The organism is Mesorhizobium sp. LCM 4576 (assembly GCF_001854815.1).
In the GTDB taxonomy this organism is placed as follows: Bacteria; Pseudomonadota; Alphaproteobacteria; order Rhizobiales; family Rhizobiaceae; genus Mesorhizobium; species Mesorhizobium plurifarium.
The window spans coordinates 532,496-554,644 of the sequence record NZ_MDDT01000089.1; the positions used below are offsets into that span (position 1 = coordinate 532,496).

The window sequence follows — 22,149 nt, forward strand, 5'->3', positions numbered from 1 at the left end:
GGCTCTTTTTATGGGCAATCAGCCGGCAAGCAGGGCTTCGGCAGTCCGCTCGTCGGTGATGAGGCCGTTGACGAGCCGGCGATTGACGGCCGCCAGGATGCCCGGCAGCTTGCGCTCGCCCATGGCCAAGGCAATGACCAGCGACCTTTCCCGCGACGGCAGCGCGGCGGAAGACACGCGGTCGTTGGTGATGCCCTCGATCATACGGCCTTCGCGGTCGAAGACCCAGCCGACGATCTCGGCGATGCCGCCGGCCTTCTGCAGCGCCTTCAACTCGCTTTCGGAAATGAAGCCGTCCTCGTAAAGCGGCGCCTTGGGCCCGAGATCGCCAATGCCGACGAAGGTGACGTCGGCTTCCGCGGCCAGCGCCAGGGTCGGCTGGATCATCGGTTGGTTGAGCAGCATCTCGCGCTCTTCCGGCGAGGAGGCGATGACCGGCAGCGGCATCGGAAAGGATCGCGCCTTGACGCGGTCGGCCATGGTGAAGATGACGTTGTAGAAGGCGRCCGAGCCGTCGGGCGAGATGTTGCCGGTCAAGGACACGACCTTATGCTGCGGGCAGTCCATCGGCGGCAGCTGCTCGATCGCCGCCTTCAGYGTGCGCCCGGTGCCGATCGCCATGACGATGGGCGTGTCCGAGCGCAGCCGGCGTTCGATCTCGGCCGCGGCCGCCTCGGCGATGCCGATCGTCGTCGAATTCGACGTCGGATCGCTTGGCACCACCTCCACAAGGTCGAGCGCGAACCGTGACTTCAGGCGGGCGGCAAGGTCGAGGCAGTTGGCGATCGGATGATCGACCCGCACCTTGATCAGCCCTTCCGACATGGYGAGCGACACCAGCCGCTGCGCCGTCTGCCTCGAGATGCCGAGCTTCGCGGCGATCTGGTCCTGCGTGTTGCCGGCAACATAATAGAGCCAGCCGGCGCGCGCGGCGTCGTCCAACCTGGTGTTGCCGGTTTCCTGTCGCGAATTCACGTCCTGCCTCCCCGCCCGCAAGAATGCTGAAGCGGGCGCCATAGCTTACAGCGAATATCGCGGCGCGCAATTGCTTATCGGAAGAGCAATTGCTTGAGYGGCTCACAAGCTGGCGAAGGATCAATTCGTCGCGCTTGCGACCATTTGCCGGGCGGGACGGTTTATCTCCACCGGGAAACCGATTAAGGGATCGACGAAAGGAGCCACGCATGACGCCAAAAGCCGTTTTCTGGGATATGGACGGAACGCTGGTCGACAGCGAGCCGTTGCATGAGGCGGCGCTCGCGGCGGCCCTGCGCAGCGTCGGCATCGCTCCGCCGCACGACCTGCATGAGCGCGTGCTGGGCATCGCCGCATGGCCGGTCTACGAGATGCTGCGCGACGAGTTCGGCCTCGACCTGCCCTTCGACGACTGGATCGTGCGCAAATACGATCACTATCTGCCGCTGGCCGAAACGCTTAAGCCTCGCCCCGGCGCGATCGAAGTGTTCAACGAGTTGCGGGCGCTGGGCGTCGAGCAGGCGGTGGTGTCCAACTCCGACCGGCTGATCGTCGACGCCAATCTGCGCGCCGTCGGCCTCACCTATCCGGGCATGATGACGGTCAGCCGCAACGACGTGATCGACGGCAAGCCGCTTCCCGAACCCTTCCTGCGCGCCGCCTATCTCGCCGGGGTCGAGCCGGCCGACGCATTCGCCGTCGACGACAGCCTGACCGGCGCCATGGCCGGACTGGCGGCCGGCATGAAGACGATCTTCTGGCCGGAAGCGCCGATGGAAGGTCCGGCCRGGGCGATCGTGATCAGCAGCGCCGAGGAATTGCGGGCGCAACTGGGGCTTTAAGCCCGAACGTCGGTGCTGCCTCATCTTCGGGCAGCTTGGCGCATGCATTGTCCAACGTAGCGCTGGTCGACCCCCACTCCGTCTCGGCTTCGCCGAGCCACCTCTCCCCCGATCGACGGGGTAGAGGAACGGCGCCCTTCCTTTCCCTCCGGAGGGGGGAAAGGTGGCGCTGCGAAGCAGCGGCGGATTGGGGGAACCACGCGGCAATCAAGCCTGGGCCTGATCAGTCGCGCAGCATCAATTCCTATAGACCGRCTCTTCCTCGTCGAGGATCGCCTTCAACTCGGCCAGATGGCGCTCGGCCTGGCCGGGATAGTCGTCCATTTCGCGCGCGGTCTTCTCGGCGATCTCGTCGGAGAGCGTGCGCAGCGGCCGGCCGGTCCACAGCGCCTTGATGTAGGTCTCGGCGGCGCGCTCGAAATAGAACATGCGGTTGAAGGTGTCGGCGACGGTGTCGCCGATGACCATGACGCCGTGATTGCCCATGACCATCACCTTGACCTTGGGGTCGGTGAGAAGCTGCGAGCAGCGCTCGCCCTCCTCCTCGAAAGCCAGCCCGCCATAATTGGCGTCGACGACATGGCGGTTGAAGAACATGGYCGAGTTCTGGTCGACCGGCGGCAGCGTCGAATCGGCGAGCGAAGCAAGCACGGTGGCGTGGATGGAATGGACATGCATGGCGCAACGCGCATGCGGGACGTTGCGATGGATGGCGCCGTGCAGACCCCAGGCGGTCGGGTCGGGCGCGTTGGGACCGGACAGCGTGTCGGGATCGTTGGCGTCGATCAGGAGCAGGTCGCTCGCCTTGATGCGCGAGAAATGCACCTGGTTGGGATTCATCAGAAATTTCGTGCCGTCCTCGTTGACCGACAGCGAGAAGTGGTTGGCCACCGCCTCATGCATGTTGAGCCGAGCGGTCCAGCGGAAGGCGGCGGCGAGGTCGACCCGCTCCTCATAATAGGGCAGGTTGCTCAGCGGTTCCTTGTGCAGGCGGGCAAGGCTCATCGAAAATCCTCCTGTTTGGGGGAGAATGCCGTGCCTGACGGCTGCCAGCAACCGCAAACTGGTAGGTCAGCGGCTCAGGCGGCAGGCCGTTCCGACTGCAGCCCGCCCTGCTCGACAATGAAGTCGATCACTTGCTGCAAGCCCTTGCCGCGCGACAGGTCGGTGAAGCCGAAGGGCCGCTTGCCGCGCATGCGGCCGRCATCGGACTCCATGACGTCGAGGTTGACGTTCACATAGGGCGCCAGATCGCTCTTGTTGATGATCAGGAAATCCGACCGGGTGATGGCCGGGCCGCCCTTCCTCGGGATCTCCTCGCCCTGGCAGACCGAGATGACATAGAGCGTCAGGTCGGCAAGGTCGGGCGAGAAGGTGGCGGCGAGGTTGTCGCCGCCGGATTCGATGAAGATGATGTCGAGATCCGGGAACTTTCTGTTCAACTCGGCAATGGCGCGCAGATTGATCGAGGCATCCTCGCGGATGGCGGTGTGCGGGCAGCCGCCGGTCTCGACGCCGACGATGCGCTCCTCCGGCAATGCTTGTAGCCGCGCGAGCATCATCGCATCCTCCTTGGTGTAGATGTCGTTGGTGACGACGGCGATCGAGAAATCGTCTCGCAGCGCCTTGCAGAGCTTTTCTGTCAGCGTCGTCTTGCCGGAGCCGACCGGACCGCCGATGCCGATGCGAAGAGGACCGTTTTTCGACGTCATGCCGGGAACTCCGTGATGGCAAGGATTGCGAAGCCCAGCCCGATCAGCAGGCAGAGCGGCGAATAGAAGCTTTGGTCGAGCCGCGCGAAAGGTTGCTCCGGCGCCAGCCGGCGCCACCAGGGCGTGAAGCCGGYAATGCCGCGGCCGAGGAAGACGAGGCCGATCATCAACGCCGTGGCGGCCAGGCCTTCCCTTGGAAAGGGCGTGGCGAAGACACCTGCGAGCGCCAGCGGCCAGAGCGTCGCGAGCGCGAGGCACGCGGCGACTGCAAAACTCGCGAATGACGACGGCATCTCGTCGACGCCGCGGAAGCCGACCACGGCACGCGCGCAGGACGCCTGGTCCGTGCCCGGCCAGATGCCGCCTATGCCCCAATAGACATGCAGCGTCGTGATCAAAAGCAGGACGAAGGAGAGGATGACGGCAAGCACGGYCATGAGCGGAACAGCCGCGAATATTGCGTTTCGTGCCTCATCGCCACTATGTCCGACATGAAGGCCGCGCCGCCCAGATCGTCGAGCGTCGACGCCGCCGCCCGGGCGGCCGTGTCCATAGCGAGATTTTCGAAGCCGGCTAACAATGCGACGGCGTCGACCTGGCCGACGACGCCGAGCCTGATCGCCGCCTGCACCAGATTGGAGAAGAAAGCCTGCAGGAAGGCGGACAGAGCCTGCGCAAGATCGATGCCGCCGCTACCGGCAACGGCGCCGACGGCAACGCAATAGGGGCAATCGGCCGGCAAGCGCAGCAGCACCGGAGAGGACCAGGCGGACGCGGCCTGGAGGAAGGCCACGCCCTGCAGCATGGTTTCGAGATGACGCTCCTGCGACCCGGCAAGCGCCTCGGCCAGCGTGGCGACTTCGACCAGATCGCCGCCGTCACGCGCGCGGCGCCAGCTTTCGGCGAAGAGCACGGCGTCGTTCCAGCCCGAGCCCATCTCGATCAGTGTCTCCAGCCAGCCGGCGAGATCTTCACGATCCGCGATCAGCCCATCCTGCGCGGCGCGCTCAAGCCCGTGGCTGTAGGAGAAGCCGCCGACCGGGAAGGCCGGCGACAGCCAGGCCATAAGCCGCAGCAGCGCTATCGACGACGGCTGGTCAATCATGGTGATGGTCGTGGTGGTGATGGTCGTGACCATGATGATCGTGACCGTGGTCATGATCGTGATGATCATGCGAATGGCCGTGATCGTGGCCATGCCCGGAGTAAGCGCCGCGCACGGGGCTGAACGGCTGCAAAACCTCTTTCACCGTGGCGCCGAGGCCTTCGAGCATCGCCTTGATGACATGGTCGCGCAGGATGAGGATGYGGTCCGCCTCGATCGCCGCCGCAAGGTGACGGTTGCCGATGTGCCAGGCGAGTTCAGTCAGATGCACGGCGCCGCGGGCGCGGATGTCGTAGACCTCCTCGGGCGCCGCGACGATTTCGAGCTGGCGGCCGTCCTCCAGCACCAGCCGGTCGCCATTGGCGAGCGCCACCGGTTCGGGCAGGTCGACCAGCACCTTATCGCCGCCGGCGGYCTCGACGGCGCGGCGGCGCAGATGGCGCTCGTCATGCGGCAGCACGGCCTTGTCATAGGGCGTGATCGAAGCCGGGTCGCCGGCGGCAAGCACCGAGACGGCGCGCGGGAACTTGGTGAAATCGGTGGTGATGTTGAGCTTCATTTCATGGCTCCGCCATTAGCTTGGGCACGGGCACGAGCGGGGCGCCCGAGGACACGGTCGAAATAGGCATTCACCCGGTCGGACTCGATCGGAAAACGGCCGGCGCGCGCCCAGCCGCCCATATCGCCCAGCAACACGTCGACCGCGGAGAAGYGGTCGCCCAAAGCAAAGGATTTATCGCCAAGCCTGCGATCCAGCGCTTTTATTTCGGATGYGAAATCATAGGCCGCGGCCGGGCCGACATCGACCCGAACATCCTTGGGCAGCAGGAAGCGATGGCGCAGCTTGTTCCAGAGYGGCGCTTCCACTTCGCTCTGGGCGAAATGCATCCAGGAATCCATCTCGGCGCGCCCGGCAAGGCCGGGATTGGCGCCCAYGCCCTGCTCCGCGTGCTTGTCCGCCAGATAGACGCAGATCGCCGCCGAATCCGTGACCTTGACATCGCCGTCGATCAGGATCGGCACCTTGCCGGAAGGATTGAGCGCATAGGCCTCCGGCGAGCGCAGCTTGACCTCGACGAACTCGTAGGGTTGCCCGAGCTCCTCGAGCATCCAGAGCACCCGGCTGACCCGGGAGCCGCGCGATCCGACCGCCTTGTACATGGTTGAACTCTTGCCTTTTTCGAGAACCCTACCGCATCGCGAACGCTCAGACGATGGTGTCGAAGAGCCGCAGGATGAACGATATCTGATAGATCAGCGCGGCCGCGACGAAGGCGATGTGGAAGCGGCGGTCGCGCACCAGGATCGCCACCAGGCAAAGCGCCACGAAGACCGGCGTGCGGATCAGATATTCGTTGCCGAAGCGGGCGAAATGCTCCGGGCCTTTGAGCAGCGTGTCGATGACGTCGAGCAGATAGGTCGCGCCAAGCAGCCCGAAGAACCAGGCGCGGCGCGAATAGAAATAATCCTCGTAGCTGGTGTAATCGAGCATCGAATCCGGAAACAGCAGCGCGCAGAGCAGGAACAGCGTGATGGCGTAGAAGATGATGAAARGGTACTTGCCGAAGGTCCAGTTCCCGATGGCGTAGAGGCCGAACTCCCACCACCAGAAATGCACCAGCATCAGCAACACCGAGGCGACCCAGGCGAGATGCACCGCATAGAGCCGGTACTGGCCGGGATGCTGGACGATGYGGGCGGTTCCCGAAAGCAGACGCGTGACGCCGAGGCCGATCACCATGCCCATGACGATGCGGATATGCGGGAAGATATCGTGCGGAGAGGCTATTTCGGTGGGCATCGACCTTAAACAAAGAATGCGGAAAGAAGCGCAGGTGGTCAGTCTYGCAGGAAATCGTCCATCGAAAGAGGCCCACCCGGCCAAAACCGGCCGTCGAGCGCTTGCTTGGGTGTAAAGGGAGGTTCGCTGGGGAAATATGCCTTCTTCATTCCTGTCTCTCTGACAGCAACGGGCAAAGCTCCTTTATACGCCTCCTCGAAGATTTGGGCCGGATATCGGCGAAGGCTCGGGCTATCCTTGATGATACCGTCGATCCAGGTGCGYTGCTCGGAGATCGACGCTTGCCAGCTATGGCACCGGTGGCCGGGTTGGAATTCCCATTTCAGCAGGTGGGTGATCAGTACTTCCATCCTGCTACGGATCTCCCGCTTGTCCCTCCTTCCCAAGCTCTCGATCTCCTCGGCCAAATTGTCTCGGTCAACCTCGGAAAGACGTCCTTCACGCAGCAGGGTGGCTTGCTCCGCACACCACTGGACGAAGTCCGCTTCGTAGGGCGTCGACGCCCGGAGACGATCAATCCTGTTCATGGGCGCATCATGCCCTCAATTTGCGAAAATCGCAAAGAACGCGCGCACGCACGCCGCTTGTCAGAACAGAAAATATCTCTGCGCCATCGGCAGCACGGTCGCCGGCTCGCAAGTCAGCAGTTCGCCGTCGGCGCGCACTTCATAGGTTTCCGGATCGACCTCGACATGCGGCGTGGCGTCGTTGAGGACCATGGAGTGCTTGCCAATGCCGCCGCGCGTGTTCTCGACCGCGATCATCGCCTTGTCGACRCCGAGCCTTTCATGCAGGCCGGCGTCGAGCGCCGCCTTCGAGACGAACGTCACGGATGAATTGGTCAGCGCCTTGCCATAGGCGCCGAACATCGGCCGGTAGTGCATCGGCTGCGGCGTGGGGATCGAGGCGTTGGGATCGCCCATCGGGGCGKCAGCGATCGAGCCGCCGACCAGCACCATCTCCGGCTTGACGCCGAAGAAGGCCGGGTTCCACAAGACGAGATCGGCGCGCTTGCCTACCGTGATCGAGCCGATCTCCTTCGACAGGCCGTGCGCGATGGCCGGGTTGATCGTGTATTTGGCGATATAGCGGCGGACGCGGACATTGTCGTTGTCGCCGGTTTCGCCCGGCAGCGCGCCACGCTGGCGCTTCATCTTGTCGGCGGTCTGCCAGCAGCGGATCGCCACCTCGCCGACGCGGCCCATGGCCTGACTGTCGGAAGAGATGATCGAGAAGGCGCCGAGATCGTGCAGGATATCTTCCGCTGCGATCGTCTCCTTGCGGATGCGGCTCTCGGCGAAGGCGATGTCCTCGGGGATCGACGGCGACAGATGATGGCAGACCATCAGCATGTCGAGGTGCTCGGCCAGCGTGTTGACGGTGTAGGGCCTGGTCGGATTGGTCGAGGACGGGATGACGTTGGGCAGGCCGCAGACCTTGATGATGTCGGGCGCGTGGCCACCACCGGCGCCCTCGGTGTGGAAGGCATGGATGGTGCGGCCTTTGATGGCCGCCACCGTGTTCTCGACGAAGCCGGATTCGTTCAGCGTGTCGGTGTGGATCATCACCTGCACGTCGTAGGCGTCGGCGACCGACAGGCAGCAGTCTATTGCGGCGGGCGTCGTGCCCCAATCCTCATGCAGCTTCAGCGAGCAGGCGCCGGCCAGCACCATCTCTTCCAGCGCCGCCGGCTTTGACGCATTGCCCTTGCCCGACAGGCCGATATTCATCGGAAAGGCGTCGAAGGACTGGATCATGCGCGCCATGTGCCAGAGGCCGGGCGTGCAGGTGGTGGCCAAGGTGCCGTGCGCCGGACCGGTGCCGCCGCCGAGCATCGTGGTGATGCCGCTCATCAGCGCTTCCTCGATCTGCTGCGGGCAGATGAAATGGATATGCGCGTCGAAGCCGCCGGCCGTCAGGATCTTGCCTTCGCCGGCGATGATCTCGGTGCCGGGGCCGATGACGATGGTGACGCCGGCTTGCGTATCCGGATTGCCGGCCTTGCCGATCGCGGCGATGYGGCCGTCCTTCAGGCCGATATCGGCCTTGACGATGYCGGCGAGCGCATCGACGACCAGCGCGTTGGTGATGACGGTATCGACCGCGCCGCCCGCCCGCGTGACCTGGCTCTGGCCCATGCCGTCGCGGATGACCTTGCCGCCGCCGAACTTCACTTCCTCGCCGTAGACCGTAAGGTCCTTCTCGACTTCGATGAAGAGCTCGGTGTCGGCGAGCCGCACCTTGTCGCCGACCGTCGGTCCATACATCTGCGCATAGGCGGCGCGGCTTATCCTGGCCATCAGAAATTGCTCCCGAAATTCCAATTGATTGCGTACTGGGCACACATTGTCGCCACCCAATGGTCACGCAATGACCCGCCCGGCGACACTTTGAGCGCCAATTTGGACGTTCCCATCGAACCGTTGAGGCGGGCGGAATCACTCCCAAGCCGATGGAAGGAATATCCATGCGCAAAGCGATAGTTTTCGCCGCGACCGCCACCCTGATGATGGCGGGTGCCGCGAGCGCTCAGCAGCAGCCGACGCCGCAGCCCAGCCCGGCGCCGACTGCGCCCGCCGCCCCGAAAGCTCAGCCCGCCGTGCCGGCGATCCAGAGCGTCAACGTCGTCGACATCACCGAACTGCCCAAGGACACGCAGACGCAGGTCAACCAAATCGTGGCGCAGCGCGGCGATGCCGGTCTGCAGACGTTGCGTAAATCGATCGACGCCACGCCCAAGGTGAAATCCGCGCTCGAAGCCAAGGGCATGAGCTCGGCGCAGGTGATTGCCGCCAGCATGCAGCCCAATGGCGCGCTGACGCTGATCACCAAGAAAGCGAGCTGATCGCGGGCCAGGGCGGGCCGCCTCGCGGTCCGCCGGCAGGCTTTTGAAGGGAACCTGCAGCCAGGCAGGACCGTTTCGCTGTTTTCGCCCCGCCACGAGTTCAGTCAGGAGCGAATGATGGCGAATGCCCCGCGCTCTGCAAGACCGATTGCCATGATTGCCGCCGCGCTTTTCATGGCCGCGCCCCATTCGGCATCCGCGGTGCAGCCCCTGCACAGCGACAAGCCCGCCGCGGCGATCGTCGATTCCGATGTCCGGCAGGAAGAGTCGCTCTCCAAGACGGAGGCCGGAAAGGTCATTACGGCCATCGACCGCACCCGCGACAACATCGGCACGGTGCGCAAGACCACCAAGCTCGACACGGTCGACATCGTGTTCCTGACCGATGCCGCGCGCAGCGAAGGCGGGCCGCCGCCGGCCATCGAGAACAAGGTGAAGCAGCATCAGGAGGATGTCGCCGAACYGCGCCAGGAGATCGAGGCGAACGCCCTGCTCTTCAACGCGATCGATTCGCGACGCGTGYAGGCCGAGGACGTGCTCGCCGTGGAGTTCGACAATCCGGGGAAGGTCGTCATCTACGCGGCCGCCAAGCCCCCGAAGTGATGGCCCCCGAAGTGATGGCCGCCGAAGCGATGTGAGCGCGGCGGCGGACCTCACAGCTTGCCCATCACCTTCTGCTGGAAACCATAGACCTCGCGCCCGCCGCCCAGCGGCACCAGCGTGACATCGCGCTCCTGTCCCGGCTCGAAGCGCATGGCGGTGCCGGCGGCGATGTCGAGCCRCATGCCCCGCGCGCGCTCGCGGTCGAATTTCAGGCCCTCATTGGTCTCGAAGAAATGATAGTGGCTGCCGACCTGGATCGGCCGGTCGCCGCTGTTGGCGACCTTGAGCGTCACCGTGGGCAAGCCCTCGTTCAGCTCGATGTCGCCTTTGGCGGTGATGACTTCGCCGGGGATCATGGCGCCCTCACAACATGCCGAAGGCGAGGCCGACGCCGACCGCAGCACACGCGGCGCCGGCGGCACGCACGAGGCCGCGGAAGCGCTGGCCGAGGCTGAGAGCCGCCGCGATGCCGATGCCGTGCAGCAGCGCCGTGGCCACCGCGAAGCCCGCCATATAGTCTAGTCCGGCGGCATTTTCCGGCACTTCGGTGCCGTGGGCGTGACCGTGGAACAGCGCGAACAGGCCGATGATGGCGACACCGGCGGAGACCGGCAGGTCGATCGCCAGCGCCACCAGCAGCCCGAGCGCCACGACGGAAGCGAGGATGGCCGGCTCCACGAAGGGCACCGGCACATGCAGCATGCCGAGCGCTGCGCCAACCAGCATCACGCCGACAAAGGCAAGCGGCCAGGCAAGAACCGCCTTGCCGCCCTTCAGCGCCGCCCATAGGCCGACAGCGATCATCACGGTCATATGGTCGAGCCCGGACAGCGGATGGGCGAAACCGGCGGCGAAGGACGAGGTGGCGCCTGCGCCGACATGGGCGTAAGCCGGCATGGCGGCCGCCAGGAAAAGGATCGCGGCAAGTGTGGTTCGTTTCGTCGAAGCGGGAATCATCTTTCTGCCCTTCCAAATCATGTGGTTACGCGACCCTGCGCGCGCAGCCTTCGGCCTTGAGCACGCGTTTGGTCGACGGCGGATATTTCGTCAGCTTGGCCGCCGGCCGAATCGGCCGCGGCGCGAAATTGCCGCCGCAATTGGGGCAGACGCCGCCCAGCACAGTGTCCACGCAGTCGGCGCAGAAGGTGCATTCGAAGGTGCAGATCAAGGCATCGGTCGCCTCCGGCGGCAGGTCCTTGTCGCAGCATTCGCAATTGGGCCTGAGCTCCAGCATCGGTCTTCCTCCTCACCGGATCGGTTCATGCACGGTCACCAGCTTGGTGCCGTCGGGAAACGTCGCCTCGACCTGGACGTCGTGGATCATCTCGGCGATGCCGTCCATGACCTGGGCGCGGGTGACGACATGGGCGCCCGCCTCCATCAATTCCGCGACCGGACGGCCGTCGCGCGCGCCCTCGACAATGAAGTCGGTGATCAGGGCGATAGCTTCGGGATGGTTGAGCTTGACGCCACGCTCCAGGCGCTTGCGCGCCACCATCGCCGCCATGGCGATGAGCAGCTTGTCTTTTTCACGCGGCGTAAGATTCATGCAATGTCCCGGTATCTCAGATCAGAGTGACCACAATTTGGGCAGGCCCGCCCGTCCATTGAGCAGTTCGACGAGCGGAACCAGCCGCTTGCGGAGCTGGTAGCCGTCGCCGGCACAGAGCCTCGCAAGAAGCTTGCCAGATCGGCCGACGTTCCAGAAACTGGCGCCGCCGCCGTCACTGATAACGGGGCCGCCGATAATGGTGCGGACCTTGTCCAGCAGATCTTCCGCCCGCGGCGAAACGAGCAGCACCGTGGCAACGGCAAGCGCGCCGCCGGTCGCCGCCCGCCGCTGGAGCGTCGCCGCGATATCCGGGCCGAGCCGGAAATCCTCGGCATGGATCAGCACGCCGCCCTGGCGGACCCGCCAGCGGTCATGGAAGCTGCCTTGAACCGTCCGCTCGCCCATGGCCAGCCGGCCGAACAGGGTGGCTTCGAGTATCAACGCCTCGGCATCGTCGCCAAGCTCGACATCCAGCGTGCGGGCGAAGGCGGCGCGATCGAAAACGATGGTTTCCTGCGGCAGCCAGGCGATGCGGCCGCCAGGGGCGACCCGCAGGCCGACGCTTGTCTCGGCCCTGTCGGCGGCGGCGCGATAGACCCTCTCGCAGGCCTGGGTGGTGATGGAGGCGGAGGCGCCGGCGCCGACCTCGATCGTCCAGCCGAGGCGGTCGCCGCCGGTCATTCCGCCGGCCGTGTTGATGAGCACCGCCTCGAGCGGATCGCCTTCCACCGCCGGCATGCGGATCTTGGCCGATCCGTCCTGGTAGAGCCGCCGCATGCGTGTCCGGCCGTCGCTCTTGCCGCAGAAAAGCCTGGCTCGCCCGGCAACACGTTGCGCGGCGAGCAAAGGAGTGGCAGCCAAAGGCAAGGCGGGCCGGGATGTCAGGGCGTTCTCGATCGTGTCCACGATTGCAGGTTAAGCACTCTGGCGGCTTTGTCGATATATCGCTTGTTGCTTGACATCGTTTTGGTTTCTATAGAGGGAAGCCACCCTGGAGCGGTCGCGCGATGTCTGGCGAGGTAAGGGCAACGGCGTTGTTGGATCCGGGGATAAAAAAGGCGCTGATCAGTTGGCGTCGGGAAACGACAGGGAAGGAACCGAATGGCTGACCAACTGACGACCGAGATCATCGAAAAGATCAAAGCGCATGCCGACACCGGCGGCGAGGAAATCACCGCCAGCACCGATCTCGGAACGCTCGGCATCCATTCGCTGGAGTTGACCGAGATCATCTTCGATCTCGAGGAAAAGTACGGCATCGAGATCGAGATGAACACGGTCGACGCCTGGAGCAATCTCAAGAACGTCGGCGACATGGTCGAGGCGGTTCGCGAACTGATCGCGAAAAAAGCCTGACTGCATGCAAAAACGCGTCGTCATCACCGGTATCGGCGGGATTTGCGGGCTCGGCAACGATGCGGCGGCGATATGGGACGCCATGCGCGCCGGCCGCTCGGCCATCGGCCCTATCGACAATCCGTCGCTGCATGACCTCAAGGTCAAGACCGGTTGCGAAATCAAGCAATTGCCGGACCATGGCATCGACCGCAAGCAGGTGGTGTCGATGGACCGTTTCAGCCTGCTGGCGGTGATCGCGGCGCGGGAAGCCATGCGGCAATCGGGCTTGACCGCGCATGCGGACAACACCTACCGGATGGGCGCAATCGTCGGCGTCGGCGTCGCGGGCTTCGAGACCATCGAGGAGAATTACCGCGCGATCCTGCTCGAAGGGCGCAACCGTGCCGCCATCTTCACCGTGCCGAAAGTGATGCCGGGCGCGGCCRCCGGCCAGGTCAGCATGGCGCTCGGGCTGCGCGGCCCTGTCTTCGGCGCCACCTCGGCCTGCTCGTCGGYCAACCATGCGATTTCCTCGGCCGTCGACCAGATCAGGCTCGGCCGCRCCGACGTGATGGTCGCCGGCGGCACCGAAGCGCCGCTGGTGTGGGGCGTGCTGAAGGGCTGGGAGGCGCTGAGAGTGCTTTCGCCTGATACCTGCCGGCCGTTCTCGGCCGACCGTGCCGGCCTTGTGCTCGGCGAAGGCGCCGGCATGGCGGTGCTGGAAAGCTACGATCATGCGATGGCGCGCGGCGCCRCCATCCTGGCCGAGATCGCCGGCGTCGGGCTTTCCGCCGATGCCTCCGACATCGTCGCGCCAACCGTCGAGGGGCCGGAAGCGGCGATGCGTTTCTGCCTGGCGGATGCCGGGCTCAATCCGGAAGACGTCGACTACCTCAACGCGCATGGCACCGGCACCAAGGCCAACGATCAGATCGAGACAGCGGCGATCAAGCGCGTCTTCGGCGACCATGYCCGTTCGCTTTCGGTATCGTCGACCAAGTCGATGCATGCGCATTGCCTGGGCGCTTCGGGCGGGCTGGAGATGATCGCCTGYGTGATGGCGATCCGCGACGGCATCGTGCCGCCGACCGCCAATTACCGCGAGCCGGACCCGGAATGCGACCTCGACGTGACGCCGAACACGGCACGTGAGCGTAAGGTGCGCGCCGCGCTCAGCAACAGTTTCGCCTTCGGCGGAACCAATGCGGTGCTGGCCTTCAAGGCGATCTGATCCCAGCCAGTCGGTTGACTCTGTGTGCACGGCTGGCCGTTTTCGCCGTGTATTGATCCCGGCTGGCCGGAGTCCTAATTCTTTGCTCACCCGCCACAGGCGCCGCCCGGCGCCAACCCGCATCCGGAGTTTCCGATGACCGACCTGTCCGCCTTTCCGATCGCCAAGCGCTGGCCGGCCGAGCACCCCGACCGCCTGCAGCTCTATTCCGCCACGACGCCCAATGGCGTGAAAGTGTCGATCGCGCTGGAGGAGATCGGCCTTGCCTATGAGCCGCATTATGTCGACATCGGCAAGAACGAGAGCTGGACGCCGGAATTCCTGTCGCTCAACCCGAACGGCAAGATCCCGGCTATCATCGACCCGGACGGTCCGGGCGGCAAGCCGATCGGTCTGTTCGAGTCCGGCGCCATCCTGCTCTATCTGGCCGACAAGACCGGCAAGCTCATGCCCGCCGATCCGGCGCGGCGCTACGAGACCATACAGTGGGTGTTCTTCCAGATGGCGGCGATCGGTCCGATCTTCGGACAGGTCGGCTTCTTCCACAAATTCGCCGGGCGCGAGATCGCCGACAAGCGGCCGCTGGAGCGTTACCGCGACGAGTCACGGCGGCTGATCGGCGTGCTCGAAACGCGGCTGAAGGGCCGCAAGTGGATCATGGACGACGACTACACCATCGCYGACGTGTCGATGCTGGGCTGGGTGCGCAACCTGATCGGCTTCTACGAAGCGCGCGAGCTGGTCGGCTTCGACGATTTCCCGATCGTCGCCGACTGGCTTGAGCCTGGCCTGGCGCGGCCGGCGGTAAAGCGGGGCCTCACCATCCCGGCGAAGGGCTGAGCCCTCACTTCGTCTTGGCGCTCGCGCCACCGCGGCCGAACACGGACGCCGCGAGCCGCGCGGTAGCGACGACCGCTCCTGTAGCGACGCTGGCCACGGTGCGGATTGGGCCCGATTTCTTCGCCGCCGCTCCCGTTGCTGGCTTATGCGGCTTCTGTGCCTTGGCCGCGACCTTGTGAGCCGCGCCGGGCGTCACTTTCTTCGGCGCCGCCTTGCCGAAAGCCGGCTTGGCGTCCTTCGACCGCTCCGCGATAGCGGGGGCGGCGCCGGCCTTGGCCTGCGCCCCCCTGGATTGATTGGCCCTGGCTTTCTTGGGCGCGGTTTTTCTGCTGTTGGTTGCCATCTGACAGCTCCTGCAATCTTCTTCGCAACTCCAGACGGAAAGCGGTGCGCGCCTTCCTGGAATTGCTCCGGCGCCGGACAATTCGGGATAGGGTCATAACGGCGCGAAAACCTTAAGGTTCCCGCCCAAAAATAGTGAAAATTGAGCAGGTTAACCAATCACCAGGGTCATTGATCAATGACCGGCYGTCAACCAATGACCATGTCGGCCGGCCGGCGCCGCGCCAGCACCCGCTCGATGTTGGGCATGTCGTTGGAGGCGATCCAGGCGCGGGCGTCCTCGTCGGACTTGCCGTGCTCGCGCCAGCGCTCCATCAGCCGGCGCTCGAGCTCATTGCGCGGCACGTCGACGAAGATGGTGAAATCGAACAAAGGCGCCAGCCGCGACCACGGCTCCTCGTCGAGCAGCAGGTAATTGCCCTCGACCAGGATGAACTTGGTGTCGGCGCCGACGATCTCGGCCGCCGCGCGCGACAGCTCGATGCTGCGGTCGAACACCGGAATGGCGATGTCGGGCTCGCCGGAGCGGATGCGCTTCAGCAGCGTCTCGAAGCCGGCGAAATCGAAGGTTTCCGGCGCGCCCTTGCGCGGGCGCAAGCCGCGACGGTTGAGAATGATGTCGTCATAATGGAAGCCGTCCATCGGCACGATTTCGGACGTGCCTTCCGGCAAAAGCTCATGCAGGCTCGCCGACAGCGTCGACTTGCCGGCGCCTGGCGGACCGGCGATGGCGACGACGAAGCGCCTGGCCTTGCCGGCGCGCTTGAAGATGGCGGCTGTGATATGGGCGATCTCGGACATCGGCGGCTTTCCGGTAAGGTTCGGCCGGCATTTTGGCGGGTGTGGATGGAAATTTCAAACCGGATGGTAGCACCTGGCCGCAAGCAGGCAGTCATATACTGTCGGCGCTGTGCGGAAATCCGAGATGCAGGCGGGACAGCACCCCCCTCTGTCCTGCCGGACATCTCCCCCGCAAGGGGGGAGATTGGCGGCTTCGTCGCCCGCGCGCGTCCTGCGGCGTTGACGATTGGCGAAAGCGAAGGGGACATCCGATCTCCCCCCTTGCGGGGGAGATGGCCAGCAGGCCAGAGGGGGGTGTGAAGGAACGCGGCGTCACAGTGACTGTCCTTGTCGCCCCATCACCTCTGGAACTTCACTCCTTGCTCCGCCCTGGAATGACGGATTCCCTGGGGCGCTCCCGAAACCTTACGCCGGAGCAGAACGCCCGACGCGCAGGAAGTCGCCGTCGAAAGGCACCTCCTTCGCCGCGCCGTTCGGGRCAAGGACGCGCAAACGATCGGGCGCGGCTTCGATGCTCGGCGGCTCGGCTTCCGCAAACGGCACCCCACCGATGACATGGCGGAACGAGACCGAGCGCCCCTCGGCCAGCGCGAAGGCCGTCGCCACGCCTTCCTGCTTCAGCCAGTTGTCGCCGAGCGAGGCGGCGTGGCCGACGGCCGAGCGGCCGTCCTCGACGCCGAGCACGCCGACATGGCGGCCGCTCCAGGGCGCGTAGTCGCGGCCGCCATTCGAGAACCACAGCATCGTCACCGGCAGTTCGGCCGGGTTCTTCAGCACCATAACCAGATCCTGCTCGGCGCGCCGGGCGATCGCCGCCCAGCCCGGGCCGCCGTGATCCGCCTCGACCAGGGTGATGAAATCCTCGCGCCTGTCTTCCATGCGATAGTCGGTGAGATCGGTGGTGCCGCCGGCGGCCAGCGGGAACCGCGAGAGGTCGGTGACGCGAGCCGGATAGGCCAGCATGGACCGGCCGCGCGCCGGATCCGGCTCCGGCGGCGTGGGAGGTGTGACGGCCATGCGCTTGGGCGAGAAGGCCAGCCGGCCGCCGCCCTTCATCACTGTCATCGGATGATGGGCGACGGAGATCGCGCCGGAGCCGCCGGAAAAGATGTGCTCCTGGTAGAGGAAGGGGTGGCCGTCGCGCAGCGTGAAGACCTTGTCGATGGTGGCGCCCATCACCTTGCGACGCAGCCGGAAGACAGCCCGCCGGCCGCCGGCAATGGCGCCGTTGTCGACGACGTCCCACGGGCTGTTGGCCGGCCAGYCATGCAAGGGTGCCGCCTCGACATCGCTGGCGGAGAAGGGCGCGCAGAGGAAATCGCCGGACAGGCGCACGGTGCCCTCGGGGAGGTTCGCGGGCAACGTCTCGCGCGGCGAGCCGACCCAGGGGGCGCGATGCAGCGGTTTCAGGACGCGGCCGTCTGCCTCGATATCCATCGCGGCGATATGGCCGACCGCAAGATCGAGCGAGACGGAGATGCCCTTTGCGCCGATCGTGACCGTGTCCATGCATGCCTCCCGCGAATCTTTGCGCAAGAAAAGCCTGTCCAATGGAGGGCGCGCAAGCGGGGCAATCGGCATTTTGCATCAAGGTGCGGCCAACTTGTGGTCGCAGGCGCTGCCCCTCATTGCCCTGCCGGGCATTTCTCCCCGTATAGTGACGGGGAGAAAGGGGCTGGCCGCTATGGCTGYGCCCTTTCTGCAACGCTGGGGATTAGCGAAACCGGCGATGGCGGCTCCCCTCTCCCCGTCACTACACGGGGAGAGGATGCCGGCAGGCAGGTGAGGGGCAGCGCCGAACCTCCGGAAGCAAAGAAAGCATACTCACACACACCGAAAACCTGGGCAAATGCGCTTCTATCGCCGTTAACCAGTTGGACGCCGCACATGGGTTACGTTAGCTTCGCCGCGTCTCAGCAACAGTTTTAGAAACGTCTTGCCCCGTATCTTCCCTTTCCTCCAGAAACTCATCGCCATATTGGCATTGCTCGCGCTGGTCGCCGGCTGCACGACGGCCGGGCCGCCGGAAAGCGTGCTGGCCGTGCCGGCGCAGCCGCAGAAATATGCCGCGATCGTGGTCGACGCCTCGACCGGCAAGACCTTGTTCGAGGTCAATTCGAGATCGCAGCGCTATCCGGCGTCGCTGACCAAGATGATGACGCTCTACATGCTGTTCGAGGCGATGGAGAGCGGCCGCGTCTCCAAGGAAACGCGGATCCMGGTTTCCGACCACGCCGCCTCGCAGCCGCCGACCAAGCTGCGCTTCCGGCGCGGCGAGACGATCGACGTCGATTCCGCCATCCGCGCCATGGTGGTGAAGTCGGCGAACGACGTGGCGGTGGCGGTGGGCGAGTATCTGGGCGGCGGCTCGGAGGACCAGTTCGCCGCCATGATGACCGCCAAGGCGCGCTCGCTCGGCATGACCGGCACCAATTTCCGCAATGCCTGYGGCTTGCCCGACGACGGCCAGGTGACCACCGCGCGCGACATGGCGGTGCTGGGCATGGCGCTGGAAAAACGCTTCCCGCAGCATTTCCACTATTTCTCCGAAAGCGACTTCATGTTCCRCGGCAGGCTGGTGCGCGGCCACAATGACATGCTGGGGCGTGTGCGCGGCGTCGACGGCATCAAAACCGGCTACATCCGCGCTTCCGGCTACAACATCGTCACCTCCTACAATGCCGATGGGCGRCACCTGATCGTGGTGGTGATGGGCGCCGATACCGCGCGCCAGCGCAACGACCATGTCGAGGCGCTGATCCAGCGCAGCCTGGGTCCGGCGGTCGCGGACGCCGGCCAGCCGAGGCTGATGTATTCCGGGGAGCAGACCGCGGCCGCGCCGCTTCCGGGCATGACGCCGCCGGACTCTGGTTTGCCGGGGCTGCCGCCGTCGCAGCAGCCGACGCCTGCGTCGGCGGTGCCTGGCCAGCCGGCATCCGATTTTCCGTCGCCGGATTTGGCATCGCCCGGCGCGCCGCTGCTGCCGACGCAGTAGAGGCGGGGAAAGTTTTACACGCCGGCGGGACAGCGCCCCCCTCTGGCCTGCCGGCCATCTCCCCCACAAGGGGGGAGATCAGATGTCGCGCCGGCTTTCGCCAATCGCAAACGCTGCAGAAATGGGCGGGGCGCCGAAACCGCCAATCTCCCCCCTTGTGGGGGAGATGTCCGGCAGGACAGAGGGGGGCGCGAAGGATCGCTGCCTGCCCCGCCTTTCGCTGGCGCAAGGATTGTCGAGATTCAGGTCGGGCCGGCCTCACCTGAATGTCGGCGGACCTATCTCACCACCAGCACCGGGATCGTCGTCAGCGACACCACCTCCGCCGTCTGGCTGCCGAGCACCAGGCGGCCGATGCCGCGGCGGCCGTGCGAGGCCATGAYGATGAGGTCGGAGCCTTCCGCACCGGCGACCTCGAGGATCGCCTCGGCGGGCGTCCGGTTCTCGATATGCAGGCCCTTGGAGCCAACGCCCTTGGCATCGGCCTCGGCCTTGCATTCGGCGAGCAGCTCGCTGGCGTATTTGCGCGCGCTTTCCTCGTAATTGACCAGCTCGTCGGCGGCGACATAGCCGGCCATGGCGCCGCCCCAGGCCAGCGCCGGGAACGGCTCCGAGACGGTGACGAAGGCGACGGTGGCGCCGAGACCCTTGGCCAGCTCGAGGCCGTGGGCGACGCCCTTCTGGGCGAGTTCGGAGCCGTCGGTGGCGATCAGGATTTTCTTGTACATGGTGACGATCCCTCATTTGCGCGGCGCTGCGCGCCTGTTGGCGGGAGCCTGAACGGTCACGCCTGATTTCGATATAGTCAGCCTATCAGCCCAGCCACAGAGGCCAGTTTGATGTGGATCAAGGCCAGGCGGCGGAGACGATTGCGCCAGGGGTGGGCGTGAAATCGCGAACGGCGCTCCCCTCTCCGTCTCGGCTTCGCCGAGCCACCTCTCCCCGCTCCGCGGGGCGAGGAACCCAGGCTTGCGAGGTCGCGCCCTTGGCGACAGGCGTTTCCTCGCCCCCGCAAAGCGGGGGAGAGGTGGATCGGCGCGCAGCGCCGAGACGGAGAGGGGGCGGCGCCGACCTATGCGATTGGCCTAAGCAGCCCTGCTCCATCACAAGAACTTGTTCGGTCACACCAGCTTCACACTGACCATGGATATGCCGCGCCGGCTTGGCGTATCGTAGCCGCAAAGCCTCGAACAGGAGCACCGACCATGGCAGGCGACCCGAAGGCATCCGCGCAGATCCAGGCCGACAACGAGAACGACGTCGCCGGCGAATATCTCGAGGCGGAAACCGTGCCGGAGGATGCGCAAGCAGCCGCCGACGAGATCCTCGAAGCGCCGGAAGTGCCGGATTCCGAGCCGCACGGCGAACCGCATGTTCCAGGCACGGCCCGGATCAAGCCGAAGAAGAAGCCCTCGGCGATATCGGGGCGCAAATTCCGCAAGCGCGACCTAGTGCGCGTCGACGATCTCAGGCCCAGCCTCGCCGACCGCATCCGCTCCGACCATCCCGACCTGCCGCGCGGCGCCCGCATCAGCCGCGAGGAGCTCGGGCGCTACCGCATGCGCTACATGGAGGAATTGCTGCAGCAGGAGCACGGCGAGTTCTCCGAGCTCGACCGCCAGGTGGTGGAATCGATCGCCAAGCAGGACACGATCTCGGAAAACTCGGAAGAGGAATATGAGGAGCACCGCTCCTTCCCCGACCGCGTTTCCGACTCGATGGCCGAGTTCGGCGGCAGCTGGTGGTTCCTGATCTCCTTCGCCGCGGTGCTGCTTTTGTGGATCGGCATCAACCTGATCGCCGGCACGACCAGCGCTTTCGACCCCTACCCGTTCATCCTGCTCAACCTGATGCTGTCCTGCATCGCCGCCATCCAGGCGCCGGTGATCATGATGAGCCAGAAGCGCCAGGAAGCCAAAGACCGGCTGCGCTCCTTCAACGACTACCGGGTGAACCTGAAGGCCGAGCTGGAAGTGCGGCACCTGCACGAAAAGCTCGACTATCTGATCTCGCGCCAATGGCAGCGCCTGGCGGAAATGCAGCAGATGCAGCTGGATGCCATGCACGAGCTGACCGCGGCGAAGAAGGTGAAGCGCGCGACACGGGCGGTGAGAAGGAAGACGGCGAAGGTGGGGGCTGAGGGGTGAGGCCAGTTCCTCGCCCCACGCAGTGGGGAGAGGTGTCTCGGCGAAGCCGAGACGGAGAGGGGAGCGCCCTCTCCGTCAGCCCATCGGTCAGACAATCACCCCACCAGCCCGCCGCACAATCGCCAATTGCCCGTTGAAGCCCGCTGCGGCTTCCGCTAAGAAGCCGTGGCTGGCCGGCTCACCGGCCGGTTCGTTTTCCGGTTTCCGGGAAGCACCCGTAGCTCAGCTGGATAGAGCGCTGCCCTCCGAAGGCAGAGGTCACAAGTTCGAATCTTGTCGGGTGCGCCATTTCAAAGCTGGCTTGGACATTCCTATGGGTTCATTTGACGCGAGTGAAATCAAGGGACGTCGCGGAACTGGCTGCTTAGCCCACGGGCCCGATGAAGCTAATCGTGGCGCCACCTTGAGTTATTGTCTCCATCACGCCAAGCCTTGACCTCGCCAAAAGGTCACGCCAGACCGCCTCCATGTCTTCGAAGCCCACCTCAACAAACTCACCGCTGACCGAGGTTTCCCAAGGCGCGCTCAGATATCCCCGTCCTCGTAGTTCCTCCTCTGTTGCTTCGACTTCAAGATCCCTTCGAATTTCGAGTGGCTTGCCGTGCGCGAGCGTGTCGCGAAAGTTCTTAAGAGATTCGATGGTTTTGTAGGGGCGCTCGCCGTAGTCCGGCGCCACGCCTAAGCGCCTGGTCACTTTCTCGACCTTAACCATGAATGGCGCGCGTTCCTTCCATTTTTCGATAAGCTTATAGCCGAGGAAGTTCATGCGGGCCTCGACCGCAAAAGCGATCATGGTCAAGCAGGCCATCATCTCAATTCCGATCCCTTCCCGGTCGTCGTTCTTCAACCGCCCCGAAATGCGCTCTTTGAAATAGAAAGCCGCATTTGCAAGATCGTTGTGGATATAGATGTCTTTGTGCTCCTGGATTCGAAATCGCGCCTTTGCCATTCAATACACCTCCCAGGTGTTGGCGTCGCTTCAATCATCGCCCTGCGCATTGTAGGAGTTCGGACCTCCCC

General features: G+C 64.9%; 28 protein-coding genes and 1 tRNA gene. 9 read left to right on the top strand and 20 right to left on the bottom strand.

Annotation, left to right across the window (positions count from 1 at the left end; genetic code table 11):
- Positions 1-18: 18 nt before the first annotated feature.
- The gene (locus tag LCM4576_RS34130; RefSeq protein WP_071036642.1) at positions 19-975 is read right to left on the bottom strand and encodes a sugar-binding transcriptional regulator; all 957 of its coding nucleotides are present in this window, start codon (positions 973-975) and stop codon (positions 19-21) included.
- Between the two features lie 209 nt (positions 976-1,184).
- Between LCM4576_RS34130 and LCM4576_RS34135 the strand changes: the two genes are divergently transcribed.
- The gene (locus LCM4576_RS34135) at positions 1,185-1,817 is read left to right on the top strand and encodes an HAD family phosphatase (protein ID WP_071036645.1); all 633 of its coding nucleotides are present in this window, start codon (positions 1,185-1,187) and stop codon (positions 1,815-1,817) included.
- Positions 1,818-2,054: 237 nt separating this feature from the next.
- Here the strand turns inward: LCM4576_RS34135 and LCM4576_RS34140 are convergent, their stop codons facing one another.
- The 9 genes from LCM4576_RS34140 to ureC all read right to left on the bottom strand — a co-directional run bounded on the left by LCM4576_RS34140 (position 2,055) and on the right by ureC (position 8,735).
- Positions 2,055-2,822, bottom strand: a complete 768-nt coding sequence (locus LCM4576_RS34140) for a class II aldolase and adducin N-terminal domain-containing protein (protein ID WP_071036647.1) — start codon at positions 2,820-2,822, stop codon at positions 2,055-2,057.
- Positions 2,823-2,896: 74 nt separating this feature from the next.
- Positions 2,897-3,529 carry an urease accessory protein UreG gene (ureG, locus tag LCM4576_RS34145; protein WP_071036649.1) on the bottom strand — a complete coding sequence of 211 codons (633 nt, stop codon included), beginning with the start codon at positions 3,527-3,529 and terminating at the stop codon, positions 2,897-2,899.
- On the bottom strand, positions 3,526-3,966 hold the full coding sequence (locus LCM4576_RS34150) for a DUF3995 domain-containing protein (RefSeq protein WP_071036651.1): 441 nt from the start codon (positions 3,964-3,966) through the stop codon (positions 3,526-3,528). The genes ureG and LCM4576_RS34150 overlap by 4 nt, the downstream gene beginning before the upstream one ends.
- Positions 3,924-4,634 carry an urease accessory protein UreF gene (locus LCM4576_RS34155; RefSeq protein ID WP_071036827.1) on the bottom strand — a complete coding sequence of 237 codons (711 nt, stop codon included), beginning with the start codon at positions 4,632-4,634 and terminating at the stop codon, positions 3,924-3,926. Before LCM4576_RS34155 ends, LCM4576_RS34150 begins: the two co-directional genes overlap by 43 nt.
- Entirely contained in the window at positions 4,627-5,193 is a 567-nt protein-coding gene (gene ureE, locus LCM4576_RS34160; protein ID WP_071036653.1) for an urease accessory protein UreE, read from the bottom strand. Before ureE ends, LCM4576_RS34155 begins: the two co-directional genes overlap by 8 nt.
- A complete protein-coding gene (locus LCM4576_RS34165) occupies positions 5,190-5,795 on the bottom strand; it encodes a glutathione S-transferase family protein (RefSeq protein ID WP_071036655.1) in 606 nt (201 codons plus the stop codon). Before LCM4576_RS34165 ends, ureE begins: the two co-directional genes overlap by 4 nt.
- A gap of 46 nt (positions 5,796-5,841) precedes the next feature.
- The gene (locus tag LCM4576_RS34170; protein WP_071036657.1) at positions 5,842-6,435 is read right to left on the bottom strand and encodes a hypothetical protein; all 594 of its coding nucleotides are present in this window, start codon (positions 6,433-6,435) and stop codon (positions 5,842-5,844) included.
- 38 nt (positions 6,436-6,473) lie between these two features.
- A complete protein-coding gene (locus tag LCM4576_RS34175; protein ID WP_071036658.1) occupies positions 6,474-6,962 on the bottom strand; it encodes a DUF29 domain-containing protein in 489 nt (162 codons plus the stop codon).
- 60 nt (positions 6,963-7,022) lie between these two features.
- A complete protein-coding gene (gene ureC / locus LCM4576_RS34180; RefSeq protein ID WP_071036659.1) occupies positions 7,023-8,735 on the bottom strand; it encodes an urease subunit alpha in 1,713 nt (570 codons plus the stop codon).
- A gap of 167 nt (positions 8,736-8,902) precedes the next feature.
- Here ureC and LCM4576_RS34185 point away from each other — a divergent pair, with 167 nt between their 5' ends.
- Both LCM4576_RS34185 and LCM4576_RS34190 read left to right on the top strand, forming a co-directional pair.
- Positions 8,903-9,280, top strand: coding sequence for a hypothetical protein (locus tag LCM4576_RS34185; protein WP_116389956.1), 378 nt, complete (start codon positions 8,903-8,905; stop codon positions 9,278-9,280).
- 117 nt (positions 9,281-9,397) lie between these two features.
- Positions 9,398-9,883, top strand: coding sequence for a hypothetical protein (locus tag LCM4576_RS34190; RefSeq protein ID WP_244510984.1), 486 nt, complete (start codon positions 9,398-9,400; stop codon positions 9,881-9,883).
- Positions 9,884-9,933: 50 nt separating this feature from the next.
- Here the strand turns inward: LCM4576_RS34190 and LCM4576_RS34195 are convergent, their stop codons facing one another.
- Genes LCM4576_RS34195 through LCM4576_RS34215 form a run of 5 tightly spaced genes read right to left on the bottom strand, consistent with a single transcriptional unit; the run spans position 9,934 to position 12,341 of the window.
- On the bottom strand, positions 9,934-10,239 hold the full coding sequence (locus LCM4576_RS34195) for an urease subunit beta (protein WP_071036668.1): 306 nt from the start codon (positions 10,237-10,239) through the stop codon (positions 9,934-9,936).
- A 7-nt stretch (positions 10,240-10,246) separates the two neighbouring features.
- The gene (locus LCM4576_RS34200) at positions 10,247-10,840 is read right to left on the bottom strand and encodes a HupE/UreJ family protein (protein WP_071036676.1); all 594 of its coding nucleotides are present in this window, start codon (positions 10,838-10,840) and stop codon (positions 10,247-10,249) included.
- Positions 10,841-10,865: 25 nt separating this feature from the next.
- The gene (locus LCM4576_RS34205) at positions 10,866-11,117 is read right to left on the bottom strand and encodes a DUF1272 domain-containing protein (protein ID WP_041003806.1); all 252 of its coding nucleotides are present in this window, start codon (positions 11,115-11,117) and stop codon (positions 10,866-10,868) included.
- A gap of 12 nt (positions 11,118-11,129) precedes the next feature.
- Positions 11,130-11,432, bottom strand: coding sequence for an urease subunit gamma (locus LCM4576_RS34210; protein WP_071036682.1), 303 nt, complete (start codon positions 11,430-11,432; stop codon positions 11,130-11,132).
- Positions 11,433-11,453: 21 nt separating this feature from the next.
- A complete protein-coding gene (locus LCM4576_RS34215) occupies positions 11,454-12,341 on the bottom strand; it encodes an urease accessory protein UreD (protein ID WP_371410022.1) in 888 nt (295 codons plus the stop codon).
- A 195-nt stretch (positions 12,342-12,536) separates the two neighbouring features.
- Between LCM4576_RS34215 and LCM4576_RS34220 the strand changes: the two genes are divergently transcribed.
- The 3 genes from LCM4576_RS34220 (at position 12,537) to LCM4576_RS34230 (ending at position 14,844) form a co-directional block, all read left to right on the top strand.
- Positions 12,537-12,791 (top strand): acyl carrier protein, encoded by a 255-nt coding sequence (locus tag LCM4576_RS34220; protein WP_041003067.1) that lies wholly within the window; start codon positions 12,537-12,539, stop codon positions 12,789-12,791.
- 4 nt (positions 12,792-12,795) lie between these two features.
- Positions 12,796-14,004 carry a beta-ketoacyl synthase gene (locus LCM4576_RS34225; protein WP_071036684.1) on the top strand — a complete coding sequence of 403 codons (1,209 nt, stop codon included), beginning with the start codon at positions 12,796-12,798 and terminating at the stop codon, positions 14,002-14,004.
- A 135-nt stretch (positions 14,005-14,139) separates the two neighbouring features.
- Positions 14,140-14,844, top strand: a complete 705-nt coding sequence (locus tag LCM4576_RS34230; protein WP_071036686.1) for a glutathione S-transferase family protein — start codon at positions 14,140-14,142, stop codon at positions 14,842-14,844.
- A 4-nt stretch (positions 14,845-14,848) separates the two neighbouring features.
- On the opposite strand, the gene LCM4576_RS34235 is transcribed toward LCM4576_RS34230, so the two are convergent.
- The 3 genes from LCM4576_RS34235 to LCM4576_RS34245 all read right to left on the bottom strand — a co-directional run bounded on the left by LCM4576_RS34235 (position 14,849) and on the right by LCM4576_RS34245 (position 17,496).
- Positions 14,849-15,187, bottom strand: coding sequence for a hypothetical protein (locus LCM4576_RS34235; RefSeq protein WP_071036689.1), 339 nt, complete (start codon positions 15,185-15,187; stop codon positions 14,849-14,851).
- A gap of 188 nt (positions 15,188-15,375) precedes the next feature.
- Positions 15,376-15,987 carry a nucleoside triphosphate hydrolase gene (locus LCM4576_RS34240; RefSeq protein ID WP_041009032.1) on the bottom strand — a complete coding sequence of 204 codons (612 nt, stop codon included), beginning with the start codon at positions 15,985-15,987 and terminating at the stop codon, positions 15,376-15,378.
- 405 nt (positions 15,988-16,392) lie between these two features.
- The gene (locus tag LCM4576_RS34245; RefSeq protein ID WP_071036832.1) at positions 16,393-17,496 is read right to left on the bottom strand and encodes a hypothetical protein; all 1,104 of its coding nucleotides are present in this window, start codon (positions 17,494-17,496) and stop codon (positions 16,393-16,395) included.
- 427 nt (positions 17,497-17,923) lie between these two features.
- On the opposite strand from LCM4576_RS34245, the gene LCM4576_RS34250 reads away from it, so the two are divergent.
- The gene (locus tag LCM4576_RS34250) at positions 17,924-18,982 is read left to right on the top strand and encodes a D-alanyl-D-alanine carboxypeptidase family protein (protein ID WP_071036691.1); all 1,059 of its coding nucleotides are present in this window, start codon (positions 17,924-17,926) and stop codon (positions 18,980-18,982) included.
- A gap of 278 nt (positions 18,983-19,260) precedes the next feature.
- On the opposite strand, the gene LCM4576_RS34255 is transcribed toward LCM4576_RS34250, so the two are convergent.
- A complete protein-coding gene (locus tag LCM4576_RS34255; protein WP_071036693.1) occupies positions 19,261-19,710 on the bottom strand; it encodes a universal stress protein in 450 nt (149 codons plus the stop codon).
- Positions 19,711-20,187: 477 nt separating this feature from the next.
- On the opposite strand from LCM4576_RS34255, the gene LCM4576_RS34260 reads away from it, so the two are divergent.
- Complete coding sequence (locus LCM4576_RS34260; RefSeq protein ID WP_071036695.1) at positions 20,188-21,129, top strand: DUF1003 domain-containing protein; 942 nt, start codon at positions 20,188-20,190, stop codon at positions 21,127-21,129.
- A 211-nt stretch (positions 21,130-21,340) separates the two neighbouring features.
- Positions 21,341-21,417, top strand: a tRNA-Arg gene (locus LCM4576_RS34265).
- Positions 21,418-21,493: 76 nt separating this feature from the next.
- Here the strand turns inward: LCM4576_RS34265 and LCM4576_RS34270 are convergent.
- Complete coding sequence (locus tag LCM4576_RS34270; protein WP_071036697.1) at positions 21,494-22,078, bottom strand: hypothetical protein; 585 nt, start codon at positions 22,076-22,078, stop codon at positions 21,494-21,496.
- Positions 22,079-22,149: the final 71 nt, after the last annotated feature.

Coding starts and splice junctions, on each gene's coding strand:
- LCM4576_RS34185 (WP_116389956.1), top strand. CDS start 8,903: ATGCGCAAAGCGATAGTTTTCGCCGCGACCGCCACCCTGATGATGGCG.
- LCM4576_RS34200 (WP_071036676.1), bottom strand. CDS start 10,840: ATGATTCCCGCTTCGACGAAACGAACCACACTTGCCGCGATCCTTTTC.
- LCM4576_RS34205 (WP_041003806.1), bottom strand. CDS start 11,117: ATGCTGGAGCTCAGGCCCAATTGCGAATGCTGCGACAAGGACCTGCCG.
- LCM4576_RS34210 (WP_071036682.1), bottom strand. CDS start 11,432: ATGAATCTTACGCCGCGTGAAAAAGACAAGCTGCTCATCGCCATGGCG.
- LCM4576_RS34220 (WP_041003067.1), top strand. CDS start 12,537: ATGGCTGACCAACTGACGACCGAGATCATCGAAAAGATCAAAGCGCAT.
- LCM4576_RS34235 (WP_071036689.1), bottom strand. CDS start 15,187: ATGGCAACCAACAGCAGAAAAACCGCGCCCAAGAAAGCCAGGGCCAAT.
- LCM4576_RS34240 (WP_041009032.1), bottom strand. CDS start 15,987: ATGTCCGAGATCGCCCATATCACAGCCGCCATCTTCAAGCGCGCCGGC.
- LCM4576_RS34260 (WP_071036695.1), top strand. CDS start 20,188: ATGGCAGGCGACCCGAAGGCATCCGCGCAGATCCAGGCCGACAACGAG.
- LCM4576_RS34270 (WP_071036697.1), bottom strand. CDS start 22,078: ATGGCAAAGGCGCGATTTCGAATCCAGGAGCACAAAGACATCTATATC.